General features: G+C 33.7%; 16 protein-coding genes and 1 pseudogene. 16 read left to right on the top strand and 1 reads right to left on the bottom strand.

From position 1 onward, the window contains the following. The first annotated feature begins 217 nt into the window (after positions 1-217). The 16 genes and pseudogenes from ACTQ5K_RS24305 to ACTQ5K_RS24230 all read left to right on the top strand — a co-directional run bounded on the left by ACTQ5K_RS24305 (position 218) and on the right by ACTQ5K_RS24230 (position 12,427). Entirely contained in the window at positions 218-796 is a 579-nt protein-coding gene (locus ACTQ5K_RS24305) for a DJ-1/PfpI family protein (RefSeq protein ID WP_031535863.1), read from the top strand. A 37-nt stretch (positions 797-833) separates the two neighbouring features. Next, positions 834-1,727, top strand: coding sequence for a PhzF family phenazine biosynthesis isomerase (locus tag ACTQ5K_RS24300; protein ID WP_251629444.1), 894 nt, complete (start codon positions 834-836; stop codon positions 1,725-1,727). Positions 1,728-1,754: 27 nt separating this feature from the next. After that, complete coding sequence (locus ACTQ5K_RS24295) at positions 1,755-2,480, top strand: nucleotidyltransferase domain-containing protein (protein ID WP_441994397.1); 726 nt, start codon at positions 1,755-1,757, stop codon at positions 2,478-2,480. Between the two features lie 342 nt (positions 2,481-2,822). Then, positions 2,823-3,196: pseudogene (locus tag ACTQ5K_RS24290) on the top strand (VOC family protein). A gap of 70 nt (positions 3,197-3,266) precedes the next feature. Continuing rightward, entirely contained in the window at positions 3,267-4,133 is an 867-nt protein-coding gene (locus ACTQ5K_RS24285; protein WP_251629446.1) for a proline iminopeptidase-family hydrolase, read from the top strand. A 182-nt stretch (positions 4,134-4,315) separates the two neighbouring features. Beyond that, the gene (locus ACTQ5K_RS24280; RefSeq protein ID WP_251629448.1) at positions 4,316-5,566 is read left to right on the top strand and encodes a DUF445 domain-containing protein; all 1,251 of its coding nucleotides are present in this window, start codon (positions 4,316-4,318) and stop codon (positions 5,564-5,566) included. Between the two features lie 247 nt (positions 5,567-5,813). Next, a complete protein-coding gene (locus ACTQ5K_RS24275; protein WP_251629450.1) occupies positions 5,814-6,302 on the top strand; it encodes an NUDIX hydrolase in 489 nt (162 codons plus the stop codon). Position 6,303: 1 nt separating this feature from the next. Continuing rightward, positions 6,304-6,873 (top strand): histidine phosphatase family protein, encoded by a 570-nt coding sequence (locus tag ACTQ5K_RS24270; RefSeq protein WP_251629452.1) that lies wholly within the window; start codon positions 6,304-6,306, stop codon positions 6,871-6,873. A 31-nt stretch (positions 6,874-6,904) separates the two neighbouring features. Beyond that, a complete protein-coding gene (locus ACTQ5K_RS24265) occupies positions 6,905-7,651 on the top strand; it encodes a class I SAM-dependent methyltransferase (protein WP_251629454.1) in 747 nt (248 codons plus the stop codon). A 20-nt stretch (positions 7,652-7,671) separates the two neighbouring features. Then, positions 7,672-8,217: a GNAT family N-acetyltransferase gene (locus ACTQ5K_RS24260; protein ID WP_251629455.1), complete on the top strand. Its 546-nt coding sequence runs from the start codon at positions 7,672-7,674 to the stop codon at positions 8,215-8,217. Between the two features lie 77 nt (positions 8,218-8,294). Continuing rightward, entirely contained in the window at positions 8,295-8,480 is a 186-nt protein-coding gene (locus tag ACTQ5K_RS24255; RefSeq protein ID WP_251629456.1) for a PspC domain-containing protein, read from the top strand. Between the two features lie 22 nt (positions 8,481-8,502). After that, positions 8,503-9,321, top strand: a complete 819-nt coding sequence (locus tag ACTQ5K_RS24250) for a pentapeptide repeat-containing protein (RefSeq protein ID WP_235252065.1) — start codon at positions 8,503-8,505, stop codon at positions 9,319-9,321. Between the two features lie 158 nt (positions 9,322-9,479). After that, positions 9,480-9,662 carry a hypothetical protein gene (locus ACTQ5K_RS24245; RefSeq protein ID WP_031535841.1) on the top strand — a complete coding sequence of 61 codons (183 nt, stop codon included), beginning with the start codon at positions 9,480-9,482 and terminating at the stop codon, positions 9,660-9,662. A gap of 153 nt (positions 9,663-9,815) precedes the next feature. After that, positions 9,816-10,100 carry a hypothetical protein gene (locus ACTQ5K_RS24240; RefSeq protein ID WP_031535839.1) on the top strand — a complete coding sequence of 95 codons (285 nt, stop codon included), beginning with the start codon at positions 9,816-9,818 and terminating at the stop codon, positions 10,098-10,100. Positions 10,101-10,508: 408 nt separating this feature from the next. Beyond that, positions 10,509-11,069: a sigma-70 family RNA polymerase sigma factor gene (locus tag ACTQ5K_RS24235; RefSeq protein WP_231512508.1), complete on the top strand. Its 561-nt coding sequence runs from the start codon at positions 10,509-10,511 to the stop codon at positions 11,067-11,069. Continuing rightward, complete coding sequence (locus ACTQ5K_RS24230; protein WP_251629457.1) at positions 11,066-12,427, top strand: DUF4179 domain-containing protein; 1,362 nt, start codon at positions 11,066-11,068, stop codon at positions 12,425-12,427. The genes ACTQ5K_RS24235 and ACTQ5K_RS24230 overlap by 4 nt, the downstream gene beginning before the upstream one ends. 81 nt (positions 12,428-12,508) lie before the next feature. On the opposite strand, the gene ACTQ5K_RS24225 is transcribed toward ACTQ5K_RS24230, so the two are convergent. After that, the gene (locus ACTQ5K_RS24225; protein ID WP_031535834.1) at positions 12,509-13,075 is read right to left on the bottom strand and encodes a non-canonical purine NTP pyrophosphatase; all 567 of its coding nucleotides are present in this window, start codon (positions 13,073-13,075) and stop codon (positions 12,509-12,511) included. Positions 13,076-13,286: the final 211 nt, after the last annotated feature.

The following is a 13,286-nucleotide window of genomic DNA, read 5'->3' as shown; positions in this document are numbered from 1 at the left end:
AAAAAAACCAAATGGATGGAGCCACCTTTGAATAGGTATTTACCTTTTTGGCTCTAAACAAGGAGGATAATCAGACTGAAAATTGCGACAATATTTATGCAACACTAGTGAGAAAAAATATTATTTAAAAATTCGAAATTCATGGTAGGATGAAAAAGACTATAGTTGTTTTTCATTTATTAAATTTTTTATAGGAGTAACTATTTTAGGAGGCAAAATGAAAGAGCGTATTGTTGGAATATTGATTTTTAATGAAGTAGAAGTATTAGATGTTGCTGGTCCATTTGAAGTTTTCTCTTTAGCTGGAGGGGAGAATAAATTATTCCATGTCCATACTATTTCAGAAAAAGGGGGGACTATTATAGCAAGAAATGGTCTGAAGATAGAAGCAGATTTTTCTTTTGAAAACCACCCTGATTTGGATATTCTTATCCTTCCTGGTGGTTATGGTGCAGAAGAAATCGAAATGCATAACCCTGTTGTTATTAATTGGATAAAAGAGCAAGCAAGACAAGTGGAATATATGACTTCTGTCTGTACAGGAGCATTTTTGTTAGCAAAAGCCGGTTTATTGGATGATTTAAGGGCAACTACGCACTGGATGGATATTGACAGGTTGGAAAGGGAATTCCAAAAGGTTCAGCTTGTAAGAAATGTTAAATTTGTGGATGAAGGAACGATATTAACTTCTGGTGGGATATCTGCGGGAATCAATATGTCCTTTCATTTAGTGGAGAAATTATGTGGCAAAGAAGTGGGCAGGGAAACAGCAAAGCGGATGGAGTATGATAGATGATTAGTGAGAGATAAATAGAATAGGAGGAGATCATGAGATGAAAACAATTTCTATTTTGCATTATGATGCTTTTACAGAACAGCCAGATAAGGGGAATCCAGCTGGAATCGTATTAGAGGGTGAGAAATATACAGAGGAAGAAATGCAAAAAATAGCAAAAGATGTGGGTTTTAATGAAACTGCCTTTGTATTACGATCAGATAGGGCGGATCTGAAAATTCGTTATTTCACCCCAGGCCATGAAGTGAATCTTTGTGGACATGCCACTATCGCTACTATTTTTGCATTAAAAACAAATGGTCATCTTTCTGAAAAAGTGGTCTTTTCGATTGAAACCAAAGCAGGTGTTCTACCTATTCGGATCAATCAAAATAAACAGTCTTCTCCTTCCATTATTATGAAGCAAGTAACACCACAATTTAAAGAATTTAAAGGTTCGCGCCATGAATTAGCAGATGTGATTGGTATTAAAGAATCTGATATAGATGAAAAGCATCCGATTCTATATGGAAATACAGGGCTTTGGACATTACTTGTTCCTATTAAGGAACTGCATGTATTTTCGAAAATGGCTGTAAAAAATGATTTGTTTCCATCTATTTTAAAGGAAATTCCCCATGCATCCATTCATCCATTTTCTCTTGAAACCTATGATGTAAATGCAACGATGCATGGAAGACATTTTTCTTCCCCTTACTCAGGTACAATAGAAGATCCTGTTACTGGAACAGCTTCGGGAGTAATGGGAGCATATTACGTTACCTATGTGGATGAAAAGTGGAAGAACGAGCCTATTATCATTGAACAAGGTCAGGAGATAGGGCGTGATGGAAGAGTAACTGTTCTTGTTGCTGAAAGGAAAGGTCAATTGGATGTGGAGATAAGTGGAACCGCGGTTTTTGTAAAGGAATTCAAATTAACTATCGAATGATGGAGCGACTCGAAAAGGGGGATTTACATGGAAAAAATAGTGCCAATGGAAGCAGCTCGATTGTTTATAGATACATATTTTCCGAATTGTAATGCTGCTGTTTTAGCAGGAAGTGTGGTGAGAGGACAAGCGACACCTACTTCTGATCTTGATATTGTCATTTTTGATGAGAAAATCGTTCTCTCTTATAGAGAGTCCATGATGGAATTTGGTTGGCCAATCGAGATATTTGTACATAATTTAGCTTCTTATAAGGATTTTTTCTTAATGGATTATAATTTAGCAAAACCTTCTATGCAACGAATGGTAACAGAAGGAATCGTTTTAAAAGATGACGGAGTTTTGCAAGTTATAAAAAAAGAAGCAGAAGAAATGCTGGCAGAAGGTCCGAAAGAATGGCCAGAGGAAACAATTCGAACAAAGCGTTACTTTATATCAGACGTACTGGATGATTTTATCGGTTCAGACAATGAGCAAGAGGTAATTTTTATAGCAAGCACACTAAGCTTCCTTCTCCATGAATTTGTATTAAGAGTAAATAAACAGTGGATTGGTACATCGAAATGGATGGTGCGATCATTACGGCAATTTGATCAAAAATTTGCGGATGAATTCATTGAAGCGTTTGAAACCTTTTATCGGACTAGGGAAAAGGAAAACATTATTATACTTACGGAAAGAGTATTAAAGCCATATGGCGGAAAATTATTTACTGGGTTTTCCCTTGGGAAGGAAAAGAAACATAGTAATTAACGGATGTCCAAAATGTATAGGGCATCCGCTGTGGTGAATATTCAGTTTATTGTTTATTCTTTGCCATATTTGCAAACGAAATAGAAGCTAATAATGGAGCAGAAGCAATTAATAAACCAAAAAGTAACTCCATAGGTTCCTCCTTTGAAAAGATTAAATATTCAGTTTCTTAATTACATTATATAAAAAATAAGATTGATTAGCAAAGAAACGAATGCTATATCATCAATGTATTCTTCATTATTTTTTCTTATCATAAGTGATTAGAATTATAATATGTTTCTTTAGACGTCTATATTGTACGATAAATAAGAGGATGATATGGGGGGAGGAATAGAAAAGATGACTATTATTGGCGTTCATCATGTTCAAATAACGATACCAAAAGGATTGGAACAACAAGCTAAGGATTTTTATTGTGGAGTATTAGGTTTAGGGGAAATAAAGAAGCCTTCATCGTTGCAAGGGAGAGGTGGATTTTGGCTGTCACTTGGAAATATAGATGTTCATGTTGGCACAGAGGAGGGTTTTGATCGCTATACAACGAAATCTCATTTAGCTTATCAAGTAGATAATATGAGTGATTGGAAAAATAAACTTAGCAAACTAGGAGTAGAAATAGCGCTTCCATTCCAATTGAAGGCTTTGAACGATTTGAATTTCGTGATCCGTTCGGCAATCGTGTTGAGATTATCGAAAAAAAGCTTAAGGAATAATCTATTTACTTACGAGAGATATTCGGTAATGTGCTAAACTAGTAAGTAAAATACGTAAAGGAGAAAACGGATGAAAGAAGGATTTATAGAAGTAACAGGTGGAAAAGTTTCGTATGTTATACATAATGAGACAGCTAATAAAATCCCACTGCTTGTTTTACATGGAGGACCAGGTTCTAGCTCCTACTCTTTACAAGGATTAAAAGATTTGGCAATTGATCGCCCGGTCGTTTTATATGATCAGCTAGGCTGTGGCAAATCAGATCGGCCAGATGATGATTCCCTTTGGACTTTAGACAGGTTTGTGGAAGAAGTTGGGCTAGTTCAAAAAGGATTAGGGCTGAATAAAGTACATATACTTGGCCATTCTTGGGGCACAACCCTTGCAGCTGCATATTATTTTGGTGAACCAGAAGGGATTAGCAGTATTATTTTCTCAAGCCCTTGTTTAAGCGCACCATTATGGGAAAAAGATCAAAAGAAAAATTTAACTTTACTACCACTAGAGGTTCAAGAAACCATCAAAAACTGTGAAGAAAACGGAAAGACAGATACACCTGCCTTTCAAAAAGCAATTGAAGTGTTTAATGACCATTTTGTATGTAGATTAAAGCCTTACCCAGAACATTTAAAAAAGGGGAAGCATTTTAGAAATCCACATGTATATCAAGTAATGTGGGGACCTTCCGAATTTACTGTGCAAGGGAACTTAAAATCATTTGATTGTACGGATCGGTTATCTGAAATATCTATACCAACATTGTATACTTGTGGGCGATATGATGAAGCAACACCAGCATCAACGGAATATTTTAGTAGCAAAACGCCAAATGCAGCTTTTCATGTATTTGAAGAAAGTGCCCATATGGCCTATATAGAAGAACCAGAACAATATCGACATGTCATGAATGAATTCTTGTCCCAATTAGACAAATAATAAAGCGATAAAGAAAGCTGAAAGGAGGAACCTTTTGGCTTTTTGTATGCAAACAGAAAAAATTCGGTAAATATCTACTTTATCTTTCTGTTTTTAGGAGATTATTGGTATACTACAGGATAGAGGTTCTATAACCTAAAAAAATGTATAAACGATTTTAAAAGTAAAATGAGGGACATTGCGTGGAAAAAAAATCATCAAGAAAACTTGCAAGGTATTCACTTCTTATCATGGGATTGGGATTTATTCTAACCTTCCCTTTTCAAGATAATATCTGGATACATTTAGTTCATGGCGGCTTTGAAGCAGGACTTGTCGGGGGATTAGCAGACTGGTTTGCCGTAACAGCACTCTTTAGACATCCTTTAGGTTTACCAATACCACATACCGCTTTATTACCTAAAAATAGGGATAGAATGGTTAATGGATTAGTGAATGTTTTGAAAAAGGATTGGTTATCAAAGGAAAGCATTCAGGATAAAGTGAAGAATATTCCTTTTACCGAAAAGATTACAGCAACCATTAAAACAAGAATCGAAACAGAACCAGTAAAGAAAGCAATGATAAAAGCTACACAGCAAGCAATTAGCAATATTGATGTAAAAAAAATCACTCCATTTGTGCGTAAGCAAATGTCAGCGGCTTTATCTGATGTCCAAATTAGTAATATTTTAAAGCTGCTTACCAATCAATTACTTTCAGAAGAAGTTGATAAGAAAGCATTAGATCATGTTCTTGTAAAAACAGAAACGTGGCTCAGAAAAGAAGAGACGGCTCGAAAACTTGGCTCTGTTTCCATGAATGTATTAAATAATGTAGAGGCAAATGGCATGCTTCAATTTGCTTTAAAAACATTGCAGAATATTTTAACAGAAGATAAGTTAGGGCAAATTGTCCAAAATCTTTGCTTGAGTGGAATGCGAAGTCTTCAAAGAGATGGGGAGCAAAACCGTGAAGCACTTATTCTCTATATTCGCAAGGAAATCGAAAGCCTTCCAGAAAATGATAAAGTATTAGAAGGAATCAATACATGGAAGGATAAGGTACTAGACTCCCTAGAATCCAATCATACGATTTTAGCTAGCCTTCAACAAGCACAAGAAAAAGCAATCGAGCTTCTTGAAAATGAGGAGTTCATGGAAACAAAAGCAATTCCATTTATTCTGCAATTAATGAAAAAAATCGAAGAAAATGGCGAAAAGATTGATCCGTGGATTATTCAGCAAATTTCTAATTTTATCGAGAAAAACCATGATCAAATTGGCAATTTAGTAAAAGAAAATCTTGATAAGCTGGATAACGAAACACTAGTCGATATGATTGAGAATAACGTCGGTAAAGATCTGCAATGGATTCGTGTAAACGGTGCAGTATGTGGTTTTATTATCGGTCTGTTCTTAAGTGCGCTTCAATTAGTGGCTAATATGATGTAAGGTGTAAGATAAAAGGAAATATTGCCAAAAAAGCATTCGCAAATGAATGCTTTTTTTGTTGTGGATTGTTAGTATAGTTTCATTTTACTCTTCTAATGATAGGAATTATGTATCGTCCACTTATTCACTTCATTAAAAGTAAAAATGGAGAAATATTTCCATATTAAGGGTTGAAAGTTTATAATAAATATTATCTAAATTTTAAAAATTATTAGGTAGAATGATGGAATGGAGGGAGAGTTCATTGGTGAACATCAAAATAGAAACTCCTATTCATAGTAATGGGATTGCTGTTGTTTTGCTAAAAAAAATAAAGGGAGGATATCATGTTTTGTTAATGAAACGTGCGACCCAGATATTGAAAGATATGTGGTGTTATATAGGTGGGAGCCTAGAACAAGGGGAGAAAGCTTGGGAAGCCGCTTTAAGAGAAGTAAGGGAAGAAACAGGAATTACAAACGTAAATCTCTATAGCTCGAATACATTTGATCAATTATATTCACCATTAGAAAATTACATATATATTGCCCCAGTTTTTGTTGGTTTTGTAGAGGAAAACCAAGTTGTAGAATTAAATGAGGAGCATAGTGAGTACAAGTGGCTGTCTTTTGATGAAGCAAGGCAATTAGTCACATTACCGGGAAACGAGGAAGTTCTTACCTTTATAGAGAAGCATTTTGTAAAAAATACCATTACAGAGTGGCTCCAAATTGGAAGCATGAAAGTAGGGGAGTAAGGTGATAACCTATATATACATGGTAAGACACGGGGAATCGCCAAAAACAGAAGGCACAGAAAGAACAAGAGGGCTAACGGAAAAAGGGAAACAAGATTCTGAACGTATCGGCAAAATTCTTCATAAGGAAGAAATAGATCTATTTGTTTCGAGCCCTTATCAACGCGCCATTTTAACAATAAAGGATTTAGGTACAGATTTGGGCAAAGAGGTGTTCGTTTTTGAGGATTTAAAAGAAAGAGTGTTTAGTCAAGGAGATACTCCTCTTTCTGATCATGAATTACAATCTTGTCTTAGTAGGTCATATTCGAATCCTGATTATGCTCTAACTGGAGCTGAATCTAATAATGTATGTCAAAAACGAGCGATAACGGTATTAAAACAGTTACTAAATACATATGCAGGAAAAAAGATAGTAATTGGAACCCATGGTGCAGTAATGACGCTAATGATGGGCTATTATGACAAGCGGTTTGATTTAGATTTTTTACTCCATACAACAAAGCCGGATATTTACCGAATGAAATTTTTGAGAAATGAATTAGTAGAAGTGAAAAGATTGTGGGAGTGAGTTGAAAAATTATAAAGGAGAGCATTTCCTTATGAATGAGCAAAGTACGACTAATAAAGTGGCTTGGGAATACCGTGCTTATGAATTTTGGATGAAGCGTGATGGGCACCCAAAGGAAAAGGCGAAAGAAATATTGAAAGATCCTCGAACAAGTTTAAAAAAGCATCAAACGTTTTTTGAGAATGTAGAAGGAAAAAAGATTGCCAATCTTTGTGGATCAAATGGAAGAAAGGCAGTTCCATTAGCACTGTTAGGAGCTGAAGTAACAATCTTTGATATATCCAAGGAGAATGAACGATATGCTCGGGAATTAGCTTATCATGCTAATACATCTATAAATTATATTGTAGGAGATATTTACGAAATCGATTTACAGACATATGGAGAAGCATTTGATATTCTCTATCTCGAAGGTGGGATTCTACATTATTTTCAGGATATAGATCATTTCATGTCACTTCTGTTTTCTCTTTTAAAGAATGATGGAACATTGATTTTAAGTGACTTCCATCCTTTGTTAAAATGCTTGAATGATGATTTTAATGTGAAACTAGCCTATTTTGATACAGAATTACAAACAGGAGATATTGCCTATAAACAGTTTTTTCCTGAAGAAGAACAGGATGATTTTCCAGATGTTTCTATCCGCTTTTATACACTTAGCGAAATTATTAATTCATTGATAGCTGCTGGGTTAAGACTAGAGCGTTTTGAAGAACATCGTGGTTGGAAAATGGAAAATATCCCATGGGAATTTACAATCATTGCAAGAAAATGATAGAAAATGGAGATTTGTAGATGAAACTATTTGAAAGCGGGCTTTTAAAAGTTCGTAAATTGGAAAAAAAAGATAATAAATATTTAGCAAAATGGCTTTCAGATCCATCTGTCCTTGAATATTATGAAGGAAGAGATAATCCCTTTGATTTAGATAAAGTGAATAGGGTGTTCTATCCGCCTAATGATAAGGAAGAAGTAAAAGGCATTGTCGAATATTCAAATAGAGCAATAGGGTATATACAATTTTATCCACTAGATAGTGAAGCGAAAAAGTTATTTGGATATAGTACATATAGTAAGGAATTAATATACGGAACTGATCAATTTATTGGAGAAGTGGCATATTGGAATAAAGGAATTGGGGAAATGCTTGTAAGTTCGATGATTCATTTCTTAATCGAGAATCAAAAAGCCGATCGAGTAGTGATGGATCCACAAACAAGGAATGTAAGGGCGATTAAATGCTATGAAAAATGTGGATTGAAAAAAGTTAAAATTCTTCCCAAACGAGAACTACATGAAGGGGAGTATCAAGATTGTTGGCTGATGGAGTATCGGAAATGAAGGGAATTAAAAGATAAACAATAGTCTATTAAGCATTGGAATTTCAAATAGCTTGTTAGATGAAGAGGAGAATCAGAATGAATCGTAAAATGATGAAATCAAAGAATGATAAATCTATTTATGGTGTTTGTGGGGGAATAGGTGAATATTTTGGTATTACACCTTTAGGTATTCGATTGATTTTTCTTTTAACTATGCCCGTTTCTATTCTTATTTACATTATTTTAGTAAATAGTATGCCTGATTCGCCGAGAATCTTGTGAATAATTACTGGGGGTTTTGAATATGGATAATGCATTAAAGTCAGATTGCAATAATTGTTTTGGGTTATGTTGTGTAGCATTGCCATATGGAGAATCTGCAGATTTTCCTTTTGATAAAGATAGTGGGGTATCATGTAGAAACTTATGTTCAAACAATGCATGCTCGATCCATGACAAATTGTGGGAAACAGGGTTCCGCGGTTGTGTATCCTATGAATGTTTCGGGGCGGGACAGCATGTATCACAAAAGATTTACCATGGAAAGGACTGGCGGAAGGGAGAACATGCAGATGAAATGTTCCGTGTCTTTCCAATTGTTCAACAACTACATGAAATGCTCTTTTATTTAAGGCAAGCTCTTACTTTAGAGGAAACTTCTTCTTTTCATAATAAACTTCAACGGATTTACGAAGCAATAGTAGAACTAACGGAAAGAACACCAAAAGAGATTTTAATACTCGATCTTATTTCCCACCGAAATAAAGTTAATGAGCTTTTAATTGCTTCAAGCATAAAGTATAGAGAGAATAGTACGAATAAAGGAAAAAAAGGACGAAAGAAAAAATCAAATTATATCGGTGCTAATTTAAAGGGATTAAATTTACAAGGGGAAGATTTTCGAGGAAAATTAATGATTGCTGCGAATTTAAGCAATTGTGATTTGAGAAGAGCTGATTTTATTGGAGCAGATCTACGAGACGCTAACTTAAAAGGAGCAAACTTGGGTGGTGCTCTATTTCTTACACAATCGCAAATTAATTCAGCTAATGGGGATGCTGATACTAAGATACCAAACTATTTGGAAAAACCAAGTCATTGGATAGAGAAAATACTTTCATAAATGTTCTGAACAGATTGTCAGATTACATCTATTCTTTACTTAAGTCATTAACTGAAATAAGTTTTATTTATTAAAAGGGAAAGGACAAATGTAGAATAGCATACATATTCATATAGGGCAAAATCCTTTGGAATATCAATAGAAAGAGGAGATTGTGCATGGTGAGACTAAATACCTTATATCAGCATAAAGTGAAGGGCTGGCAATCAAAACAAGTGATATATCAAATTGCTCCCTCCATTGGAGAAACAATTGTAATAGAAAAAGCTCATTATAAAATTGTGAATATTATGCATTATGCAGAAGACGGAACTGTTGAGGTAATAGCAAATGCAGAATAATAGGTAAAGAAAGATCAATCCAAATATAACAAGACATTATTTGTATAATTGTGTAGACAAATTTATATTATTTCGATTTTCAAAGGTTAAAGATGTCTAATTATCTTTATTTAAGCTATAATAGTAAATAGACACACTTGAAAAGGAGAATGTATGAAAACTAAGGCTAAGATTAAAGGTGTTAAGTATAGTTCTGAATACAAATTTCCAAGGTACAAGGTCAAATTAGAAACACCTGAGGGGAAAGTATTAATTATTGCCTTCGATCATACTTTATCGTCCAAATCAAAAGGATATGTCCCATTAAATGTTAATTATGATGGGGAAGATATGGGAAATAAATTGTCATGGTATTCTAAAAAAATAGAAAATATGACAATTAATAACTTTCTAAGAATTTTAGCTGGCAAAATCGATAAATTTTATAAAGTAAGTTAAGGAAACTCTCTGTTTGAGAGTTTTTTTGTGGGAATTTTAATATTAGGTAACAAGATAGCGTTTACATATCGATAGCCGCTTCATATATTATATATTAGATAATCGAATAGGTTAGGAGAATGTATATGATATTCGAAGCGCTTCCGACATTTGTGAAGTTTTTATTTTACCTATTATTAGTGTTTTAGAGAGTGGTCATTCCTAACATGAACAATTTTGTCTATTTAATCTCAAAGTTCCAAATAATTGCTGAATTCATGGGAGAATTCAGCTTATTTGTTTTCCAACTATCGCATGATGAGGGAAATAAGGGTGCTATAATTACGGAAGATAATTATTAACGATAAAAAGTGAATCCTATAGTAAATCCATATCGTCTAACTAGCGAATCTGTAAGGGGGGAATGACTTGATTTCTAAAAGACTAGAACATTCATTATTAAGAGAGCTAGAGGAGAATGAATTAGATGAACTGTTAGAAGAAATTATGATTTTGTATGGAGACGAACTGACAAGATTAGCTTATACATATGTTAAAGATAGTGAAACGGCAAAAGACATTGTCCAAACTGTTTTTATTAAGTGTTATACCCATTTAAAGACGTTTAAAGGAGAAGCTAAATTAAAAACATGGCTTTACCGTATCACAATCAATAAGTGTAAAGATCATGTGAAAAGTGCCTATTTTAGGCGGTTTATCTTATTTAAGAAAGATATCAATCATAAGAGTGATACTATGCCGTCACCAGAAGAGGAAGTAATGTATCAAACGATGCAGGCGGAACTGAAAAATATAATTTTAAGTCTTCCACCAAAATATGCAGAAGTAATCCTCTTATATTACTACGAGGAGCTAGATATTAATGAAATTGCAGACATTCTACAAATCTCTAAGAATACAGCTAAAACGAGATTGAGAAGAGGCAGAAAAAATCTCTTGCCATTTCTAAAAAAGGAGGAATTCAGATGAAGAATGATTCCAAATTTATAAAAGAAACACTAGGAAATGTGATGAAGGATGTTCATTTTTCTGAAAGGGACAGAAAAAAAGTTCTAACAGCAGTAAAAATGGTGAAGGAAGAGAAATCTAGTCGTCCTAACATAATTGTTTTATATAAAAAGCATATCGTAGCTGCTATTATTTTTTGTTTATTTATTTCCATGCTGCTTACTTTTCCAAAATTATCACCAACTCTTGCAAATACACTCTCCTCTCTCCCTTTTATAGAATCTATTTTCAAAGCATATGGAGATGGCGGATTAAAGAAAGGGAAGGACAGCCAATTAGTATCGAATATTATAGCTACTTCAAAAAGTAATGAAGCAGAAATGACGATAGAGGAAGCAATTTATGATGGAGAAAGAATATCCTTTAGTTATGTAGTGGAATCAAAGGAACCAATTAGAGATTATCAGATTGATAACCTAAATGTTTCCTTAAAGGAAGAAGCAAGAGCTGGTATAGGGAAGTTAACAGATGGTAATTATGAATTGGTGACTCCCAATAAAGTAGCCGGGATTGGAACAGTAAATTTCATTAAACATAAGGAATTACCAAAGGAAATTGAAGTTCAGCCCTACTATGCAGTAGTAATAAACGGAAAGTATGAAATCTTTCAATTTGAATTTAAACTTACCAAAACGGAAAACGTAGAGACGATTACACCAATGATTACTCGACAAAGCAAGGAGAGCGAATTCACAGTAAAGGAAATAAAAAGAACGCCAATCACGACAGTAGTTAATATGAGCTATAAACGTCCGGTGACGGAAAACGATGATAACATGCTAATGTTCCGATTAATCACAAATGAGGGAGAAGTAATACCTTGGATTTATAATACACATGGCTATGGTGGAATCACAATAAAGGATAATATGGAAGTAATGGATTCTATTCAGGAATCATTTGAAGGGTTGGATGAAAAAAATACAGATTCGGTGACGATTCAACCAATGATAGTCCAAAATATTTGGACTTATAATCCAATTGAAAAACCATTTAGAGGAAAAGATACTAAATTAGATTTGGGAGAATTGGGCAAAATCAACATTATTGGGGTTAAATATACGGGCAATGTAATGACGTTAACCTATGAATTAAATAGCCAATTTCCATTTCTGCATTCAAACTATTTTACGTTAAAGGATCATTTGGGAAAAGTATATTATGGTGCTAAAACATCCATAACCTTTAAAAAGAAGGATCATTATATTGTCGAAGAAGCATTTATGAATATTTCTAAAAAAGAACTAACGATTGAATATATGCAGGAAGAAGCTCCTGAAATATTGAAAGATTTAGAAATTGAAGTTCCGTTAAAATAATCTTATATGTAAACACTATTTAGAAGAGAAAAGGAACCCAAAAAATATTGGGTTCCTTAAAAAATGGTCTGACCATATTCATCATAATCCTTCAAACCATTTACCAAATTTACTAATACAAGATTCTTCTTTCTTTTCTTCATATCTATGAAAATCATCTTCTGTAAATTCGGCAAGTGTTTTATCAAAATTCTTTGGAATAAATATATACCAAAGATCAGACCATTTCTTATCATTATCTAATCCTCTTATATCTTCAGAAATAGTTCCTGGTGATTTACTCTCAAAGAATGTTATTTGTTCTCCATCAAAGTAAGCTAAACAAGACCTAAATTCACAAGCGCGATTATTTTCTTCTCTTAGTAATTTCAATATGCCAGTAATACCTATCGTATCTAGCATATGGTTTACATAAGCCCTTGGAAAACCATTTAATTCTTCGATAAAAAAGCCGGAATCTAAAGCGATGCAAGGCTGCTTAACGATTTCATATGCTTGCAATACTTTTTGTCTAGCGATTTCTTTAATATCATCTGTTCGTGGCTCGCTTAACTCTTCCTGTATTGGCGTTACTTTAATATTTTTCAATTCCTTTTCTGCCGATGCAATTTTCCCTTTGTTGGTTGTGACAAATATAATTTCCTTCATATGAAATGTTTCTCCTTATGCATAATAATAATACTGAATTTTATTTATATTACTTAATATAACAAAATTAGGAGGAAAAAAGGAGAGTATAAAATATTTTGATTGAGTCAAGTTTTTGTGGGAGTTTTTTTTAGCTCCCTTTTTATAAAGTAAAACTTCTAATTTTGTATCCGTTTTCTAAATGTTTTCTTTCATCAAAATTTCGTCTTTT

Origin of the sequence: Niallia sp. Sow4_A1 (genome assembly GCF_052116745.1) — a bacterium.
In the GTDB taxonomy this organism is placed as follows: domain Bacteria; phylum Bacillota; class Bacilli; order Bacillales; family Cytobacillaceae; genus Niallia; species Niallia hominis.
The sequence above is the reverse complement of the archived record's forward strand: the minus strand, read 5'-3'. Positions and strand labels throughout refer to the sequence as shown.